At 41.2% G+C, this 16,967-nt stretch carries 17 protein-coding genes; 7 read left to right on the top strand and 10 right to left on the bottom strand.

Annotated elements, in window-relative coordinates; genetic code table 11:
* Nucleotides 1-94 precede the first annotated feature (94 nt).
* The 6 genes from ACSX1H_RS13695 to ACSX1H_RS13670 form a co-directional block, all read right to left on the bottom strand.
* On the bottom strand, nt 95-979 hold the full coding sequence (locus tag ACSX1H_RS13695; protein WP_439184729.1) for a hypothetical protein: 885 nt from the start codon (nt 977-979) through the stop codon (nt 95-97).
* Nucleotides 980-1,072: 93 nt separating this feature from the next.
* On the bottom strand, nt 1,073-1,582 hold the full coding sequence (locus ACSX1H_RS13690) for a Spy/CpxP family protein refolding chaperone (RefSeq protein WP_439184728.1): 510 nt from the start codon (nt 1,580-1,582) through the stop codon (nt 1,073-1,075).
* A 1-nt stretch (nt 1,583) separates the two neighbouring features.
* The gene (locus tag ACSX1H_RS13685; protein WP_439184727.1) at nt 1,584-1,931 is read right to left on the bottom strand and encodes a hypothetical protein; all 348 of its coding nucleotides are present in this window, start codon (nt 1,929-1,931) and stop codon (nt 1,584-1,586) included.
* A 47-nt stretch (nt 1,932-1,978) separates the two neighbouring features.
* On the bottom strand, nt 1,979-2,554 hold the full coding sequence (locus ACSX1H_RS13680; RefSeq protein WP_439184725.1) for an RNA polymerase sigma factor: 576 nt from the start codon (nt 2,552-2,554) through the stop codon (nt 1,979-1,981).
* A gap of 64 nt (nt 2,555-2,618) precedes the next feature.
* Nucleotides 2,619-3,644, bottom strand: coding sequence for an endonuclease/exonuclease/phosphatase family protein (locus ACSX1H_RS13675; RefSeq protein ID WP_439184723.1), 1,026 nt, complete (start codon nt 3,642-3,644; stop codon nt 2,619-2,621).
* Nucleotides 3,641-5,065: a hypothetical protein gene (locus ACSX1H_RS13670; protein WP_439184721.1), complete on the bottom strand. Its 1,425-nt coding sequence runs from the start codon at nt 5,063-5,065 to the stop codon at nt 3,641-3,643. The genes ACSX1H_RS13675 and ACSX1H_RS13670 overlap by 4 nt, the downstream gene beginning before the upstream one ends.
* A gap of 255 nt (nt 5,066-5,320) precedes the next feature.
* Between ACSX1H_RS13670 and ACSX1H_RS13665 the strand changes: the two genes are divergently transcribed.
* From ACSX1H_RS13665 to ACSX1H_RS13655, 3 genes are all read left to right on the top strand, one after another.
* Nucleotides 5,321-6,436: an AI-2E family transporter gene (locus tag ACSX1H_RS13665; RefSeq protein WP_439184719.1), complete on the top strand. Its 1,116-nt coding sequence runs from the start codon at nt 5,321-5,323 to the stop codon at nt 6,434-6,436.
* A 128-nt stretch (nt 6,437-6,564) separates the two neighbouring features.
* The gene (locus ACSX1H_RS13660) at nt 6,565-7,662 is read left to right on the top strand and encodes a phosphotransferase enzyme family protein (RefSeq protein ID WP_439184717.1); all 1,098 of its coding nucleotides are present in this window, start codon (nt 6,565-6,567) and stop codon (nt 7,660-7,662) included.
* Nucleotides 7,663-7,877: 215 nt separating this feature from the next.
* Nucleotides 7,878-10,058 (top strand): B12-binding domain-containing radical SAM protein, encoded by a 2,181-nt coding sequence (locus tag ACSX1H_RS13655; protein WP_439184716.1) that lies wholly within the window; start codon nt 7,878-7,880, stop codon nt 10,056-10,058.
* Here ACSX1H_RS13655 and ACSX1H_RS13650 read toward each other — a convergent pair.
* A complete protein-coding gene (locus ACSX1H_RS13650) occupies nt 10,029-10,796 on the bottom strand; it encodes an acyl-[acyl-carrier-protein] thioesterase (RefSeq protein WP_439184714.1) in 768 nt (255 codons plus the stop codon). The two genes, ACSX1H_RS13655 and ACSX1H_RS13650, sit on opposite strands and share 30 nt — an antisense overlap.
* Nucleotides 10,797-11,027: 231 nt before the next feature.
* On the opposite strand from ACSX1H_RS13650, the gene ACSX1H_RS13645 reads away from it, so the two are divergent.
* Entirely contained in the window at nt 11,028-12,698 is a 1,671-nt protein-coding gene (locus tag ACSX1H_RS13645; protein ID WP_439184713.1) for an alpha-amylase family glycosyl hydrolase, read from the top strand.
* A 192-nt stretch (nt 12,699-12,890) separates the two neighbouring features.
* Here ACSX1H_RS13645 and ACSX1H_RS13640 read toward each other — a convergent pair whose 3' ends face one another.
* Complete coding sequence (locus tag ACSX1H_RS13640) at nt 12,891-13,412, bottom strand: DUF4251 domain-containing protein (protein WP_439184711.1); 522 nt, start codon at nt 13,410-13,412, stop codon at nt 12,891-12,893.
* A 140-nt stretch (nt 13,413-13,552) separates the two neighbouring features.
* Between ACSX1H_RS13640 and ACSX1H_RS13635 the strand changes: the two genes are divergently transcribed.
* Together ACSX1H_RS13635 and ACSX1H_RS13630 are read left to right on the top strand one after the other, a co-directional pair.
* Nucleotides 13,553-13,750: a hypothetical protein gene (locus tag ACSX1H_RS13635; RefSeq protein ID WP_439184709.1), complete on the top strand. Its 198-nt coding sequence runs from the start codon at nt 13,553-13,555 to the stop codon at nt 13,748-13,750.
* Between the two features lie 10 nt (nt 13,751-13,760).
* On the top strand, nt 13,761-14,309 hold the full coding sequence (locus tag ACSX1H_RS13630; RefSeq protein WP_439184707.1) for a hypothetical protein: 549 nt from the start codon (nt 13,761-13,763) through the stop codon (nt 14,307-14,309).
* A gap of 169 nt (nt 14,310-14,478) precedes the next feature.
* Here ACSX1H_RS13630 and ACSX1H_RS13625 read toward each other — a convergent pair whose 3' ends face one another.
* Complete coding sequence (locus tag ACSX1H_RS13625) at nt 14,479-15,243, bottom strand: YdcF family protein (protein ID WP_439184705.1); 765 nt, start codon at nt 15,241-15,243, stop codon at nt 14,479-14,481.
* Nucleotides 15,244-15,332: 89 nt separating this feature from the next.
* Between ACSX1H_RS13625 and ACSX1H_RS13620 the strand changes: the two genes are divergently transcribed.
* Nucleotides 15,333-15,866 carry a nitroreductase family protein gene (locus ACSX1H_RS13620; protein WP_439184703.1) on the top strand — a complete coding sequence of 178 codons (534 nt, stop codon included), beginning with the start codon at nt 15,333-15,335 and terminating at the stop codon, nt 15,864-15,866.
* 121 nt (nt 15,867-15,987) lie between these two features.
* On the opposite strand, the gene ACSX1H_RS13615 is transcribed toward ACSX1H_RS13620, so the two are convergent.
* Nucleotides 15,988-16,956 carry a DUF6588 family protein gene (locus ACSX1H_RS13615; protein WP_439184701.1) on the bottom strand — a complete coding sequence of 323 codons (969 nt, stop codon included), beginning with the start codon at nt 16,954-16,956 and terminating at the stop codon, nt 15,988-15,990.
* Nucleotides 16,957-16,967 lie beyond the last annotated feature (11 nt).

Here is a 16,967-nt window from a genome sequence, read left to right as displayed (position 1 = left end):
CTCATTTTTAGACTATAGTGGAACATTATTAAAAAAGCGTTTTACTATCATTAAAAGATAGCAAAACGCCTATGTGTTCTGTTGCGATTATTTACTACAATTGTCGGTATGGCCTTCTTTTTTGGTGATGATTGTCAAACCAAAGCTTTTGTTCGTCATTGAGTTGACTTCTTGTTTCAAGCATCTTATCAGCATGCAGTTTGGCTATTTGTAATTTTATTTCAGATTGACGATCAATAAGTCGGTCTAACTTTTTGACATCATAGGTTTTGCCTGTTGATAGTGTCTGAATCTGCGCGCGTAGCTCATTGAGTTCGTTATTCAATGGCTGTTGTTCCTTCATCATGTTTAGGTGCGATTGTTTCATGGTAGCTTGCAGCTCTTCAGGCATCATTCCACGCTGCATATGGCGCTGGTGGCCGCTCCTGTTTCCTTGTCTGCCACCATAATTTGCCTGTATGCCCTTTCTTTGTTCGTCGCCGCGTCTTTGCCCCTGGCACATTGGTGTTTCACAGTTGCCGTATCCTGCGTACTTTCGGCCTTTATGGTTCCCGTTCATATGGTATGCTTGTTTAGTTCTGCGGGCGTCAAACTCTATTATCTGCTGGTCGTTCAAAAACGATTTGACTACTTGTTGATGACGAAAGCGTTTTTTTTCAATCGCTGCCTCAATGTTATTGATCTCCATAAGCACCTCATCAAGCGATTTTCTATTAATAGGTTCCGTTGTCATTACGGTACGTTTTCGGGCCCGAAGCTCATTCAATCGGTTTTTATCATCCTGTATTTCTTTCTTAAACCTGACGCGTTCCGTTTGTAATTGCTTCTGTTGTTCCTCATTCAGTTCATCTGTCAGGCAATAAGTTCCAGAACCATTCTTGGGGCAGTAACCATTGCGGTTAGCTTGCTTGCCTTGTGCTGTAGCATTGCACATCACTGTAGTGAGGATGGCAAGTGCTAATAAGTACTTGTATTGCATTGTTTGATAATTTAAAATTTAACAATAGGGTATAGCTATCACATTATAGCACGCGCGCTTATGCTAAGTGACTTATTTATAGTATGTTGTTTTCTAGTGTCTTTTTCCCCGGCCTCTAAAGCGCTTTTTGTGTCCGTCATGCATCATGCGCGAGCGTAGTAGTTTATCCAACATCTCTCGTTGCTCATCGGTTTCGCAAATGTTTCGAAGTTTCCTGAAATGGAAGTAGTTCGCTTCATTGATCTTTCGCTGCTTTACGCTCAGTTCATTCAGCAGGCGCTCTACGGCAAACGTATCAGAATGGCTATTGAATGTTTCGCTCATTAATTGCTGTCGTAGACTGTCTAATTCTGTTTGCCCTTTGTACATGTATTTAGCATGTTCTTTCCAGAGCTGATACATTTGATCAAATTGGGCTTCAGTTATGTTTGTATGACGAAGCAGGTGTTCACGCATTTCAAGTCGATGATCTTCCTTGCTAAAGCGGCGTGTTTCATTCTTTTGTTTCGCATCGGTATCCAGCCACCAAACACCCAGCAAGATGATGTTTCCTAATAAAAACAACCCCAGGATCACCCAACATATTTTGCAAGTATTTTTCATGCTAATCATTTGTTTGGTTATTGGCTATATACGTCTCATTGTCATAGTATTCGTACCAATTGGTACTGGTGCCCAATTCATATACGCTGGTCCAGTCATTACTGCTTTCTGTTGTATTTTGTGTGGAAGTCACCAAAATGAATATGTTAGTAATAAATACCGCAATGGCTACCGCCGCAGCTACTTGAAACAGCACTTTTATATATCTGGAGGCAGGCTGAATAATATCCATATCGGCCACCTTTCTCATTAAATCATCAACAAAACCAGCAGATGGTTCGTAGGTATTAATCAGCTTCTGATTTAGGTACTGATCAATGTCTTTACTATGTATTTCCCTCTTTTTCATAACTAACACTCACTTTATATGACGATATAAATCCAAGTTTCCTGCGTTTAAATAAATTCTTCCTTGTGGCTGAAGAGTGTTTCCCTTAACTTTTTCTTCGCTCTTACTAACAGCGACTCTACCGATGATATGGTTGTTTCCATTATTTCAGCCACTTCATTTTGTTTTAATTCATTAATTTGTGAAAGAATGATGGCTTTCTTTTGTCGTTCTGGCAATTGGTTTATTGCAGAATATAATAGCTGCCTTTTTTCATCTTCTTCAAGGTAATCGCTGGGTGATTGGTCGCTGGTGATATGTAATTGTTCTACTTCACTTTTCTCAATAAGGCTTACTTTGCCACTACCTCTTTTCTGCCGTTTGGCTTGCCGGATAAAGTCGAGCGATTTATTGACCGATAAGCGGTAGAGCCAGGTTGATACTGTTGATTCTTTTCTGAAATTCTTGAGAGATCGGTACATTTCAATAAAGACCTCCTGTGCAATATCTTCGGCGTCATGTCCATTATTGACAAATGATAAGCAGATGTAGATGACCTTTTTATGATGCATCTCCACTAACTGGCGAAATGCATCTTTGTCACCTTTACTGCTTAAATCGATTAATTGCTCCTCTTTTGTCATTAAATTACCTCTACAAACCTTAGACGATGAATTATTGCTGATCCTGTGTTTAGATGTAAAAAAATTATTGCATTATTACTTCACTAGTGGCTGCCACAGGGCGTTTGTTAACGATGAGAAGAACGGGCAGATGGTCGCTGATTCCACCATTATAGCGCGGGCCAACATAGGTCCTGTATGGTTTTACTCCACTATAGGCCGGGTCGGTTTCCAATAAAAAGGGGAGGGCCACTATGCGATGTTCAAAGTTGTAGTGGGATTGTGACTGCCAGGCGTTGGCTACTAAAATATGATCGATTATCGACCATTTCCCTTGGTATTTGTATGAACCAGCAATGCGTTGGTTATTCAGGTCTTCTGGTTGAAGAAGGGAGCTGGCTTCAGCAGAATGAATTAATGCGTGCAAGGCCGGTTCATGCAGTTCGGAGTTAAAATCTCCCATCAAAACAAGTTTGGCATCATTCTCCGCTGCTTTAATGGAGTCAATGTGGCTACTGATAAGTTTGGCAACCTTCTTTCTTTTAAACTCAGACGCTAAAGTGCCACCTCTTTTGGATGGCCAATGATTGATGATTAGATGAACCGTGTCTGATTTGATACAGCCTTTAACATAGAGGGCATCTCGCGTAAAAAAATCTGTTGCTGCATCGGATAGGCTGATAGGTTTTGCATGAAGGGGAATAAAGTCTTTACTTCTATATAGGAGGGCAACATCAATTCCGCGTGGGTCATCGCATTCGTAGTGAATATATTTGTACTTTAATGCAGATAAGCCTGAGTTATAGATTAATTGTTTGAGCACCCACTCATTTTCAACTTCGCACAGGCCAATTAGCGCAGGCGGGTCCCAACCATTACAGGCCAGTATCGTTTTACTGATGCCGTTTATTTTTTTGTACATTTTTGCATGCGACCATCGTTTGTCTCCCTCTGGCAGAAATTCATTATCTATCTTGAGTGAGTCATCCACACAGTCGAACAGGTTCTCGATGTTATAAAAGAGGATGGCGTAATTTTCATTTGTTGGGGGCTGGCCAAGCAAGGGGATGAAGCCCCAATACAGAAAAAGGAATAATGAGCACAGTTTCATTTCTTTTCATAGCGTTCATAAGCCCCTAAATCGGGCCCGGCATCTTCCAGACGATTGGTGCCTAAAATATCCAACGGATATGGTTCTGCCAGTTCGTATGACCCAATATCTTTGGCCACAGAAAGTGTGTCAAGCTGGAAATTGTTGTCAACAGTGCTGATGAATAAGGGGTCTTCGTTGAGTAATACATTTATGTATTTCGATTCATCAGATACATCAAACCCATCTTTTACTTTTAAAATAACACTATTAAAAACATAGTTGGCGTCCATCTCTGGTATTTCGGGATTACTGTATTTTAAGTCGAATCCTAACTCAGAAATACTATTGCCATAAATGATACAATTATTAAAGGAGGCTTTTTTCAGTGGGACGATTTGTTCCTCTTCATTGACATCCAGGTAGTAATTGTTTAAAAATACGGCTGGTTTACTGCGGTAGGTCCAGTCAAAATAATTTGCAAACGTGCAGTGACTAAATTCGTAGGAACCACCAACGGTTAATGCAGCAGAGCTGTTTCCACAGTTTCCGAAAACGCTGTTGGCAACTTCTAAATTAGAGGTTTGAGCCAGCAGCCCAAAAGTACTAACATGTTCAATTTTTGTGTTGGTTATTGAGATCGGGGGGGTATTAAGCCCAACCGAGTCGGCTAAAATACCCATCATACCATTTTTGATGGTGCAGTAATTGAATGAAGATGCTCCAGAGCCGGGTAATAAATGGATGTAGCCCCATTGGCCAGGTTTATCGGCATACCAATCCTCCTGTCGGTGCCCGGCAAAAATAACAGGCTCTTCTACGCTGCCATTTGCATTGAGTGTTCCCAGCACGAGCAGGCTCGCATCTTTGTAGAAATAAAGTTTAGCGCCCGGATCGATTGTTACGGTTTGGGCCGAATCAACCACCAAGTAGTCGTAAATAAGGTAGGGCTTATCTTTGGTTAGCGTTTGTGTTTTAAGCCACTCCTTTTTCAGAAGAATAACGTCTTGTCCGTATGCTACCAGATGGATAGTTTGGACCCTTTCTTTTGTTCTGAAGAAAATAGAATCGGTTACCACGTAGGGGGTGTTGCTGCCCACAGGATCAATGGTAACTTCCACGAAAATATAGAGGCTATCCTTCGATCGGACTCTTACATCTTCTGCATAATTATCTGAAAATCCATCAATATTTAAGCGAAACTGGGATTCATCACCGCCAGCTAATTCAATTGATTCAATGGACATATCCTCCGCATAAGGGTTAAACACCCTGAAGTTTTTTGTGGTTGAACCAATGGATGTGAAAATGGTATCGAACATAATTGTATCCGACGAAAAGACTAGCCCTTCCTCACCTCCTCTGTATACAAATTCGCGCTCACAAGCGGAGAATGATACAAGAAGGATAACTATTAATATACACAGGTTAATGTGTTTCATGTTTTGCTTTCACTAATCTTTGCTATCCGGCTTAAACTATTACGAAATGTAGTGCGGGAAACCATATGCAAAGTAATAAAACATCGACCAAAAAACAATACATTTTTTCACATTTAGCCAAATATTTTTACAAAAATTAACCAGGTGTTGACGAAAGTGTACCGTTGTCCTTTAAACGCTGATTGTTACTATTTATTTTGTTTCGTTTAGAATTTGTATTCGATTTTAGTAATTTGGCTTCAAATTTTATACTGTATGCAAAATTCACAACCTCGCCCATATACGTTCGATCGTGTTGTCAGGATGGTTTTTTCGGCTATCATTTTTGGGGCACTTCTTTATGTTGTTAATCTTTTAAAGAATGTTCTGGGCCCCTTTATAATAGCTTTATTCATAGCGTACCTGCTGGACCCTTTAGTAAATTTCGTGCAAGGCAAACTGAGAGTCAGACACCGGGGGGCTTCCGTTTTGTTAACTGTGTTAACCGTGGCGGTAGCACTCTCTTTGATTTTAATGTATTTGGTTCCTGCTTTTGTCGATGAGATGAATAAAATGGTTCAATTGATCAGAGTTTATCTTCAATCGGTTGATGTTAGGGGAGTGCTGCCCCCTAAGTTGGAGAATGGGATAAAGGCGCTGCTTCGTGAGATGGAAGTGATAAACTACCTCAATTTTGAGAACCTGACAGAGTTTTTCAAAAAAATACTTCCAGGTTTTTGGAACTTATTTTCAGGTTCGATGCGGGTTATAGCCGGTTTGGTTGGTATTTTGGTTGTGACGCTGTATACCATATTTATTCTGATGGATTTTCAAAAGATTAGAAATTTTGGTATGGGCTTAATACCAGCACGTTATCGAGAGGTAACTTCTGATATATTTGACGATTTGGGACATTCAATGAACTTGTATTTCCGCTCACAGGGATTAATTGCTTTAATTGTTGGGGTATTGTTAGCCATTGGCTTTAAAATTATAGGTTTACCAATGGCCATCCTGATCGGCTTATTTATTGGCGCTTTAAATATCGTTCCATACCTGCAAATTGTCGGGTTAATTCCTGCCTTACTTTTGGCGCTATTAAAAGCCATGGAGACGCAACAAAGCTTTTGGCATGTGGCCTTTTTGGTACTGTTGGTTTTAGGCATTGTTCAGCTAATTCAGGAAACCATATTGGTGCCCCGCATCATGGGAAAAGCCTATGGGATGAATCCGGCTATTGTTCTTTTAGCCTTATCCATTTGGGGAAGTTTAATGGGCTTGATCGGCTTACTGCTTGCGCTGCCATTAACTTCTGTTATTGTATCGTACTATAAGCGATTTGTGTTACACGAAGAGGCTGAAGATTTATTGAATGAGACGAATCTCGATTAGCGCCAAATTTTGATAACTAATAAAAACCTTATCAAAAGGAAAAGAAAGTAACAGTAATTAATAAACAACAAAACGTAGGACTTTCAAAAGTAAAAATTAAATTTGTCAGGAATTAATACTTAAATACTATGACAAAAAATATACAGGCTGTTATAAAGCAATTTATAATAGAGGGTACTTTTGAGGAGGCCATTATTTTTGGCGATGGTTTAATTAACACAACCTATAAGGTGAAGACCAAAGAAGCAGATAAGCCAAATTATTTACTGCAGGTGGTCAATCATCATATATTTAAAAACGTACCTGAGCTTACGAAAAATATTAAGCGAGTAACCGATCATTTGCGCGCTAAGTTGGAGCAAATTCCGGGAAGTGATATTAAGAGACAGGTGCTCACACCAATTGATACTGTTGATGGTAAAGGCTACGTTAAAGATGCCGAAGGTAATTATTGGCGCGTGTTTTTATTCATCGAAAATGCCCGTTCATACAATAAGCTATCGAATGCTAAGCAGGCCTATGTGGGTGGAAAAGCTTTCGGTCAGTTTCAGAGTCGCCTCGCCGATCTGCCTGGTGAACCATTGTATCCCGTGTTGCCAGATTTCCATAATACCGAGATGCGTATTTTGAATTTTATTGAGCGGGTAAAACAAAATCCCGTAGGACGATTGAAAGAGGTGCAGGCTGAAGTGGATTTTCTAATGGCTCGTTCCGAAGAGTATAAGAAGGTGGTGCAAATGGGACGCGAAGGCATCTTGCCTGAACGCATCGTTCATCAGGATACGAAATTTAACAACGTTCTGCTCGATGAAAATGATGAAATCCTTTGTGTTATCGATTTGGATACAGTAATGCCCGGATTTGTGTGTTACGATATTGGCGATGCTATTCGAAATGGCGCCAATACAGGCCTGGAGGATGATCCAAACCTCGAAAATGTGAGTATGGACATCGACCTGTTCGAAGGCTTTATCAAAGGATTCTTGGAAGAAACAAAATCTGTTTTAACCCCTGCTGAAGTAGATACCTTGGCCTTTGGAGCTAAGCTTCTAACGTATGAGCAGGCCGTTCGTTTCCTTGATGATTACATCGATGGCGATAACTATTATAAAGTCAATGCACCTGATCATAACCTGGTACGCACCAGGGCACAAATTAAATTGTTGCAAAGCATGGAAGAGCAATTTGAGCAGATGGAGGCCATCGTTAAGCAATATGCTTCATAAAGTCGGGTAGCTTTCAATAAACTCTATGTAGCCTAAGTTTATAAAAGCCGGATGAGATAATGTCTCATCCGGCATTCTTTTTTTGCCGAATAGGTTTACTGTTTTCAGTTCATTCGTCAAGGCCTTTTTCCAAAACGACCATTCTAAGTCATCTGTGTTCACAATTATATATTTTGTTTTGTGAATTGTGTACTTTTGCCACATAAAGCTTATTCATGATTTTACTACTCACCCCGCCATTTACGCAACTAAATACACCTTATCCAGCTACTGCCTACCTTAAGGGGTATCTCAATTCACTCAAGCTACAATCGGTTCAGGTTGATTTGGGCATTGAGGTGTTCAACACGCTTTTTACCAAAGGAGGATTAACCCAACTTTTTAAGCAGATTGATGATGAGCAGTCTCTATCGCCCAATGCACAGCGGATTTACTTGCTAAAAGAAGCGTATGTGAATAGCGTTGAGCGGGCCTTGGGTTTTTTACGACAGCCAACAACGGTTGAAGCTCAAAATATTTGTCATGGCAACATACTGCCAGAAGCGGCGCGGTTCAATCAACTCGAAGAAGATACAGATGCTTTTGGTACAATGGGGCTTTTGGATAAAGCAAAGCACTATTGCACCTTGTTTTTAGAGGATTTATCTGATTTCATTGTAGAAACGGTTGATGCCAATTTTGGGTTTAGTCGCTATGCCGAGCGACTTGGACGGGCAGCATCGTCTTTTGATGCAATTCAGGCCCATCTGGAGAAGCGCTGTACTTTTATTGAGCAAATTTTGGTTGATGAGTTGGCAAGGCAGGTGCATCAGCATCAACCCGAGCTGGTGCTGATTTCAATACCCTTCCCCGGCAATATAACTGGTGCGTTGCGCATTGGGCAGTGGTTGAAGCAGAACAGCCCCGATGTTAGAGTCGTGCTGGGTGGCGGGTATGTCAATACCGAGTTGCGGGAGGTGACGGATGCCAGATTGTTTAAGTTTTGTGATTATGTGACTTTGGATGATGGAGAGTTGCCTGTAAAGTGTATTGTAGAACATCTCCAAGGGCAAAGAACCCTAGCATCGTTAAAACGCACTTTTGTGTTGCAGAATGGCCATGTTTGTTTTATGAATGGGGCGACAGAGCAAGATATTCTACAAAAGAACCTTAGTACGCCTGACTATTCAGATGTGGCTTGGGGGAAATATATATCAGTGGTGGAGGTTGCTAATCCCATGTTTCGGCTTTGGTCCGATGGGCAGTGGTTAAAATTGACTTTGGCTCATGGGTGCTATTGGGGCAAATGTACTTTTTGCGATGGCTCCTTGGATTATATTAAAAGGTATGAGCCGAGTCCGGTAACAATGATTGTTGACCGTATGGAAGCGTTAATGGAGCAAACGGGGCTAAGAGGTTTTCATTTTGTTGATGAGGCAGCGCCACCAGTTTTACTCAAAGACTTGGCTTTAGAAATCATTAGAAGGGATTTGCAGCTTGTTTGGTGGACCAATATTCGGTTTGAAAAAAGTTTTACATCCGACTTATGTCTGCTGTTAAAGCAAAGTGGTTGTATTGCTATTGCCGGTGGCCTTGAGGTGGCTTCACCGCGGGTTCTCAAACTAATCAATAAAGGCGTAACGCTTGAACAGGTGACGAACGTGACGGCCAATTTAACCGGAGCCGGCATCATGGTACATGCTTACCTAATGTATGGTTTTCCAACTCAAACCGACCAGGAAACGATTGATTCACTGGAGGTTGTTAGGCAGCTGTTTAGTCTGGGAGTTATTGAGTCTGGTTTTTGGCACCAGTTTGCACTGACCGCTCATAGCCCTGTCGGCCTCAACGCACAGCAATACAATGTTTGTATTACCGGCGGCCTGGATGGTGATTTTGCGAAGAATGATTTAGATTTTATGGATCTGTCAGGAGCCAATCATACACGATATGGTGAAGGCTTAAAAAAGGCCCTTTACAATTACATGCATGGTGTGGGCTTTGATTTTCCTTTGTCTGATTGGTTCGAGTTTCGAGTGCCTAAAACACAACTGCCGCCCAACTACATTCAAAACCTGCTTAGCGAAAGTTTAGTGTTAAAAAGTAATAGCCAAGTGATATGGCTCTCACAAGCACCTGTTTGTAAGTATTTTGTTCGTGAACGAGGAAAAAAGCGATTACCAATGGCTGAATTAACTCTTTTGGGCAACAAAACTCATGTGGTAATAGAGGTCAAAGAACAGCTGGGGACATGGTTATGCAGCTATTTGAAAGAGCTATCTGTTGCTTCGGGTAAAAAGGTTACCCTCGAAGAATTTCAGGCAGATTATGAAGCATCAACAAAGGGCAGTTTCGATAAGTTTATTAACAGTTACACCTTTAGTCAGTTACGCGAAGCCGGCCTGCTGATTCTCTAGTGCTCTAAAAGTAATTTTCCCCCTGAAAGCCACCTTATCCTGTGTACGGTTATAGCCTTCAAAGCTGTTTATTGTGTTTGTTTGTTGGTGGTTGAGGGCAATGGTATCGCCAAGCATTGTTTCTTTGAGGTAGTTAACCGAAAGTTGTTGGGGGTAATGGGATTGATGGAAATCCACTGAAAGTTGATCCATCATCCAGTCGATATAACGTGTTGAAGTCACGTGCTTATTTAAATCGATATCGAAATAGCTGGGAGCAATTAGCTGGGAAGTGCAATTGGGTATGGCCGCCAGTTTTTCGGGCGAATGGCTTAATGCGTGAACATCTTTTAAGCGTGTAAACACTTCCATTTTTTCTTTGTTGAAAGTCCCCGGGCGTTTGCTTTTTAAGTCAATAGCCAGCCACGCCGAGCTTGCTTTTGCAACAACCTGTTTTTGTGCATCACGAACAATAAAATCACGGATGTAAAAAATGCGTTCGACATTCTTTGGCCAGGTTTCAACTTCTACCTGCTCGCTCCACATAACCGGCCGAACAATTTCAATGGTCAGGCGGTTGAGAACCCAAAACAAATGTTCATCTTTTAAATCTGCAAAACCAAAGCCAAGCTGTTCGGCAGAACTTATTGCTGATTGAATCAGATAGTTAACCAATGCACTTACTTTCAGCCTCGAAAACATGTCAGTATCTGCTGAAGTAATCGTGTATTGGGTGATGCTTTTTGTCGAATTGCTCATGGTATATGTGTCGAGATTGCAAAAGTAAACAAATAACTCAAAATTGCCTGAGGGAGGTGTTCTGCAAACCTTTTCGGAAGGTGTATCGAAGGATTGATGAAGAAAAGAGAAAGTGGTAAGATATTGGTTGTTAGTATTTAATGATTTATCTATAGGTGCAATGTTGATTATCAGTAGGAAACTGTAGTTTGTCTTTTTTACTTTTACATGCAAACTAAAAACATCAATACTATGAAAAGTATCCTTTCCTTCTTTATTCTATTGTCTTTAAGTATGGTATCTTGCCTGACCAAGGAAAGTCAAACCACCGTAAAACAAAGCGAAGTGCCCTTTTTATGGGAAAATGCCAATGTGTATTTTCTTTTGACAGACCGCTTTAATAATGGCAATCCGGCCAATGATGTTAATTTCAATCGCTCTTCAGAAACAGGTGTTTTAAGAGGCTTTATGGGGGGCGATCTGAAGGGGATTACTCAAAAAATCAAGTCAGGATACTTTACCGACTTAGGAATCAATGCTATATGGTTTAGTCCTGTTGTTGAGCAAATACATGGTGTGGTAGACGAGGGAACAGGAAACACCTACGGATTTCATGGTTACTGGACGAAAGACTGGACTGCTCTGGAACCTAATTTTGGCAATGAGGCGGATTTGGCCGAATTGGTTCAAACGGCTCATCAACATGGCATCCGGCTGGTATTAGATGTAGTTATTAATCACACCGGTCCGGTGACTGAGCAAGATCCACTATGGGGAACCGATTGGGTGCGAACAGAACCGCAATGTCGTTATCAGGACTATGCCTCCACTGTGAGTTGCACGCTGGTTGAGAATTTGCCAGATATTAAAACTGAAAGTACCGATGAGGTGGAGTTACCGAAAGCCTTACTCGACAAGTGGGCCGAAGAAGGGCGTTTGCAGAAAGAGATGGATGAGCTTGATGCTTTTTTTAGTGCCACCGGCTATCCGCGCACACCACGCTATTATATTATCAAATGGTTAACCGATTTTATACGTGATTACGGCATTGATGCTTTCAGGCTTGATACAGTAAAGCATACTGAGGAAGATGTGTGGGCTGATTTATGGAAAGAGGCAGCAAAAGCATTTTCCGAATGGAAAAACATGCATCCTGATTTAGTGCTTGATGATAATGATTTTTTCATGGTGGGCGAGGTGTATAATTATGGTATTTCCGGCGGTCGCTGGTTTAACTTTGGAGACCGTCAGGTCGACTATTTTGCACATGGCATGCGTAGCCTCATTAATTTTGAATTCAAGCACGATGCTAATAATTCCTATGAGCAGATTTTCTCAAAGTATAGCAAGGCGCTTAATGGTCCTTTAAAAGGATTAAGTGTTATGAACTACACGACATCACATGATGATGGAGGCCCCTTTGATAAGCAAAGGGGACGAAGCCTGGAAGCTGGCACAAAATTGTTGCTGTGTCCGGGTGCAGCTCAGGTCTATTATGGCGATGAAAGTGGGCGTTCACTGGATATTGAAGGAGCCGTTGGCGATGCAACTTTGCGCTCATTTATGAATTGGGAAGACCTGAAAAATGATAAGGAGATTAATGGCGTGACAGCTAATGATATTTTACAACATTGGCAGAAGCTAGGACGTTTCAGGGCGGCTCATCCCTCTGTAGGAGCTGGTGTTCATCAGCAACTTAGTGCTGAGCCCTATTATTTTAAGCGCGAATACGTCTCAGGTAACTACAGCGATAAAGTTGTTGTTGGACTCGACTTAAACAAGGGGCCTAAAACAGTGAATGTTGGCGGCGTGTTCTCAAATGGTGATGTTCTGATGGATTACTATTCAGGCGAAAAAGTGACGGTTGAAGATAATGAAGTAAAAGTTGATACAGATTTTGAGATTTTACTCCTCGGATTTTAGAGTAGTAGCGAGAAGCTGAATCTATATGGAGTTGTCGAAAAATTGAGTTTTACGAAAAACTTTGAGTAATGCCATGCATGCAAAGGTGAGAGAGTCATTCTTCACACCTTTGCATGTATGGTTTTTCTGTTTTGTGTCCTTGAGAAGAAGGATACTTTTTAATATCCTTTCAAAGACTATATACTGTTCTGGTTATTTTGTCTCCTCCTCTTTAAGTTCCGAAACCTGTCCATTGTAGCTAATATGGCTTCTGTTATTACTCATTACACTAAGTGATGCGTTGCCATTATAGCCAATGTCCAGTTTCAAGGAGTAAGTATCCTCTTTGCTACGTGCCTCAAAACTATAGCTAATCCTCATTTTTTTCTCGTTGATCTCAATTTGTTCATTTTTAATACTGGTGGTTTCAAATTTAATACCACTACCACCTCCATAAGGGACAGAATAGGCTCTTCCAAAATAAGGCAGATCACCGGTTGTTTCTGTGCCTTCGACTTTAACAAAGCCGTAATTAGTGGTTAAGTCAATTGAGCGTCCTCCTTGCGGAAAAGCTCGGTCTGGTACAAAAATAAACTGTTTGCTGTTCACCAACTTTTGGGTTTCAATAAATTGCTCTTGCTGACGTTCCTTTTTGTTTTTTTTCTGTGCCGAAGCACTAAATGTTGGACTTAGCAAAATCAATGACAGGGTAATGATGCTGAATATTGATTTCATAGTAGTTGTATTTGATGTGATTGTAGTTGATAAATAAAGATAAGACACATAACTGGCAACTTCACTAATATATTTGTAAATTTCGAACAATTTAATGAATTGTAATACTTTTATAATTAGTTTATTTGCAATCAAATAGTATGCCACAGATTAACGAAAACAGCAAACAGTTTAATTGCTTTGTTTGTGAGATGGTGATTCAGGAGGTGGAGGTTGAATACCATGCGCGCGTGTATTTGCCGGTGTGTGAAACGTGTAAAGGGACCAACGCAGAGAAACAAAAAGAAACAGAACTATTGAATGGTTTGGCTGAAGGGTTTGTGTGTGGCTGCATTTAATCCTGATCCTATGAAAATGATAAAACGTGTATTCTTTTTGGTGATTTTTGCCAGTCTCAGCTTCGTGGCAGATGGGCAGGAAACTTCTGAACAACCCAAGCAGGCGTTTAAAGACAAATTATTTACCGGCGGGAGTCTGGGGCTGACTTTCGGCGATTATACAAACGTGATAATCAGTCCGGTTATTGGTGCCCGTTTAAATCCCAAAGTGTATGCTGGTTTAGGTATTGAGTATCAGTATACCAAAGACAAACGTTTTAACCCTTCTCGTACATACAATCAATTTGGAGGAAGGTTGTTTGGTCAATATAATATTACCCCAAGTTTGTTTGCCCATGGCGAGTTTGCTGGCTATAGTATGGAACGCTATACTGCAACCTTACAAAACAAGCAGCGGGACTTCGTTCCTTTTATCTACTTTGGAGGTGGTTACCGTCAGATGCTGTCTCGGCGGAGCTTCGTATCTGTGCAGGTTTTATTTGATGTGTTGCAGCATAAATATTCCCCGTATAAAGCCTGGGAACCAATTTTTAGCGTTGGTTTTGGCGTAGGTATCTAAACGCATTTGTTGCAAGCATTATTTTTGCCGAACGAACTTTTAAAGCTTTAACTGCAATTTTTGAAATTGAAAGTTTGAGCGCTACTGACATGCGTTTGATACTAATTTATCCAGTCACCTAATGGCATGAGGTGTTCCGTTCATGAAATCGATTTGTTTGATTAGCAGCCTAAAGGTAGCCTTTGAGTTTATATACCAGCATACCGGCCCATTCTTTTGTGAGAATAGCCCACGATTGCAAGGTGTGCAGCGAGGGTAGAAAGTAATCAGCCGGTTTGAATGGTTGGTGGTTAGTGAAAGGGTTGGTAGCAACCGCCTGTACACTAAAGTTTTGTTTCTCAAAGCAAGCCGTAGCTCGTTTCATGTGAAAAGCTGATGTTACCAAAGTGATGTCTTTCTTCAGTTGATGGCTATCGAACAGTGCAGCGGTGTTAAAGGCATTTTCGTGGGTGTTTCTGGATTGTGATTCAACGAGTATTTGACTTGCAGGTATGCCAATAGCCATCAGGTAGTCTTTTAAATACTCTGCTTCTGGCTTTTCTTCAAAATAAATTTCAGCTGAACCCCCAGTAATTACAACCAGACGTGAGGGGTTCTTTTTAAAGAGGAGTAAGGCCTGCATCAGCCTGTCTGTTGCTTCCTTAAAAATAATACGGTCTGTTTGCTCATCGTAGCTCGACAAACCACCAAGGACAACTATTGGTGTATGATTGGGTGCTAGCTGGTTGAGGTTTTCTGTAGGATGCTCCCACTGTGCAATAACCTTCTGGAAAATAAAGGTGTTGGAAAATAAAAGGAAAAGTGTAGCAGCGGATCCAAATAGATAGTATTTGAGTCGTTTATGCTTGCTTAGGGTTCCGCCAATAATTAGTAGGACGCACCAATTAAATGGAACTAATAAGAAGAATAAAATTTTAGATAGTAAGAAAAACATTTGTTATAGCTAAAATTTGCAAGTTACAGCAGGCCGTTTAATTTTGTGTAAAGAAAAACAAAGTTATCATTTGCTCAAAATCCTGTTTTATGCATTTTAATCAACTTCTTCGAGAGCGCTTCTCTGTGCGGGAATATAAGCCTCTCAAGGTTTCCAAGGCTCTGCTTATTGAAGTACTTGAAGCCGGACGCCTGGCACCATCTGCAGCTAATCGTCAGCCCTGGAACTTTATTCTGGTCTCTGATGAGGCTAATCTGGATCAACTAAAATCCTGCTACGACAGAGAGTGGTTTAAAAGTGTTCCTCAGGTGATTGTCGTGTGTGGCAATCACGATGAATCGTGGAAACGTTCATACGATCAAAAAGATCACTGCGATGTTGACGCTGCTATTGCCGTTGATCATATGACATTGAGAGCGGCCGAATTAGGTTTGGGAACCTGTTGGATTTGTCATTTTGATCCCGATAAAGTGCGTGAATTACTTCGCTTACCAAGTCACATTGAGCCCATTGCCCTTTTGCCCATTGGCTACCCGCAGGATAACAAAATGCCGGAAAAAAAGCGCAAAGCTTTTTCTGATGTGGTACACGAAGAGTATTTTGGAAGGCCTCTTAGTCGATAAGGCAGAAAAGTTTACCGGATGGAGATGAGTTGTTAGTGATTATTTTGAGGGAAAAAAACCTGCAAAAAAAAAGCCCTGAAGCAAATGCATCAGGGCTATGTATTTTTATGGTTAGCGTATCCTATCTGAAGTTAATGCCAACGCCGCCAGTGATAACTGCATACTCGCCAAGGCTGTAATCGCCATGTATCGAAAAAATGCCTAAACGAATATGCATGCCGGCATTGAAATCAAAGCCGTTGGTGGTGTATTCCAAAGTAACCGGATCTGGAAGCTCGCCTTCAGGGCCAACATCAAAGGTGCCTTTTAAGTCAAAATTACTGGTGGCGGTGCCGTAACCAATGCCTGTGTAAAATGAGAGAACCGGTATGTTGGCTCCAATTAGTAAGCGCGAAGTAAATGCGCCCGATGTGGTTTCCAGTTTGCCGGGATAAGCATTGTCCTGAATAACGCCCAAATCGGCACTAAAATCGGTATAGGCCGCTAGAACAGAAGCTTCCAGAAAAGGCACCCGCTTCACAAATGGGATATACTCCTTAATCTCATGTTTAATGCCAAGTCCCCATAGGCCAGCCTCGCCAAAATCGCCATAGCCTACTTTGGGCATAAAACGTCCCATTATTTCGGTATGAAACGGTAAGCCAACAGCCGCCTGCACCATGGGCGTAATAAAAATGTCAGCATTGGCTCCTTCTATTGTAAATACCTCAGAATTGGTTATTTTGTCGTTAAAGGCCATACTTTGGTTATCACTACCAGCCATTGTTGGAGCTAAGCCATCCTTAGCTGGTTGAACGGTATTTAAGCTTAATGTATTCGGATCAAAGCTTTTTTTACTGCCTGGTGCTGTGGTGTAGCTCGCAGTGATGGTGAAATCAAAGCCACCCAGTTTGTGTACTTTGGCCGAATTATACCAGCCACTATTCAGGTTAACGCCCAGCATTTCGCCATAGGGCATCAGATAGGCTTTAGCCAGGGTGTTGGCATCTGCCTTCCCAGCTTTTAAAAAATCAACAATTTGTCCTTGCCCATAAACAAGGGATGAAGTTGCGATGAGTGCAACGCTAAGTATCGTTCTAACTTTTTTCATTTTGCGAATGT

Source organism: Carboxylicivirga taeanensis (genome assembly GCF_051851475.1).
Classification (GTDB): Bacteria; Bacteroidota; Bacteroidia; order Bacteroidales; family Marinilabiliaceae; genus Carboxylicivirga; species Carboxylicivirga taeanensis.
This window is presented reverse-complemented; position numbering and strand designations above follow the sequence as displayed.

What these genes read in the sequence shown, in the direction of transcription:
- ACSX1H_RS13645 (WP_439184713.1), top strand. Translation starts at nt 11,028, where the DNA reads ATGAAAAGTATCCTTTCCTTCTTTATTCTATTGTCTTTAAGTATGGTA.
- ACSX1H_RS13650 (WP_439184714.1), bottom strand. Translation starts at nt 10,796, where the DNA reads ATGAGCAATTCGACAAAAAGCATCACCCAATACACGATTACTTCAGCA.
- ACSX1H_RS13615 (WP_439184701.1), bottom strand. Translation starts at nt 16,956, where the DNA reads ATGAAAAAAGTTAGAACGATACTTAGCGTTGCACTCATCGCAACTTCA.
- ACSX1H_RS13665 (WP_439184719.1), top strand. Translation starts at nt 5,321, where the DNA reads ATGCAAAATTCACAACCTCGCCCATATACGTTCGATCGTGTTGTCAGG.
- ACSX1H_RS13630 (WP_439184707.1), top strand. Translation starts at nt 13,761, where the DNA reads ATGAAAATGATAAAACGTGTATTCTTTTTGGTGATTTTTGCCAGTCTC.
- ACSX1H_RS13680 (WP_439184725.1), bottom strand. Translation starts at nt 2,554, where the DNA reads ATGACAAAAGAGGAGCAATTAATCGATTTAAGCAGTAAAGGTGACAAA.
- ACSX1H_RS13685 (WP_439184727.1), bottom strand. Translation starts at nt 1,931, where the DNA reads ATGAAAAAGAGGGAAATACATAGTAAAGACATTGATCAGTACCTAAAT.
- ACSX1H_RS13655 (WP_439184716.1), top strand. Translation starts at nt 7,878, where the DNA reads ATGATTTTACTACTCACCCCGCCATTTACGCAACTAAATACACCTTAT.
- ACSX1H_RS13690 (WP_439184728.1), bottom strand. Translation starts at nt 1,582, where the DNA reads ATGAAAAATACTTGCAAAATATGTTGGGTGATCCTGGGGTTGTTTTTA.
- ACSX1H_RS13635 (WP_439184709.1), top strand. Translation starts at nt 13,553, where the DNA reads ATGCCACAGATTAACGAAAACAGCAAACAGTTTAATTGCTTTGTTTGT.
- ACSX1H_RS13620 (WP_439184703.1), top strand. Translation starts at nt 15,333, where the DNA reads ATGCATTTTAATCAACTTCTTCGAGAGCGCTTCTCTGTGCGGGAATAT.
- ACSX1H_RS13675 (WP_439184723.1), bottom strand. Translation starts at nt 3,644, where the DNA reads ATGAAACTGTGCTCATTATTCCTTTTTCTGTATTGGGGCTTCATCCCC.
- ACSX1H_RS13670 (WP_439184721.1), bottom strand. Translation starts at nt 5,065, where the DNA reads ATGAAACACATTAACCTGTGTATATTAATAGTTATCCTTCTTGTATCA.
- ACSX1H_RS13660 (WP_439184717.1), top strand. Translation starts at nt 6,565, where the DNA reads ATGACAAAAAATATACAGGCTGTTATAAAGCAATTTATAATAGAGGGT.
- ACSX1H_RS13640 (WP_439184711.1), bottom strand. Translation starts at nt 13,412, where the DNA reads ATGAAATCAATATTCAGCATCATTACCCTGTCATTGATTTTGCTAAGT.
- ACSX1H_RS13695 (WP_439184729.1), bottom strand. Translation starts at nt 979, where the DNA reads ATGCAATACAAGTACTTATTAGCACTTGCCATCCTCACTACAGTGATG.
- ACSX1H_RS13625 (WP_439184705.1), bottom strand. Translation starts at nt 15,243, where the DNA reads ATGTTTTTCTTACTATCTAAAATTTTATTCTTCTTATTAGTTCCATTT.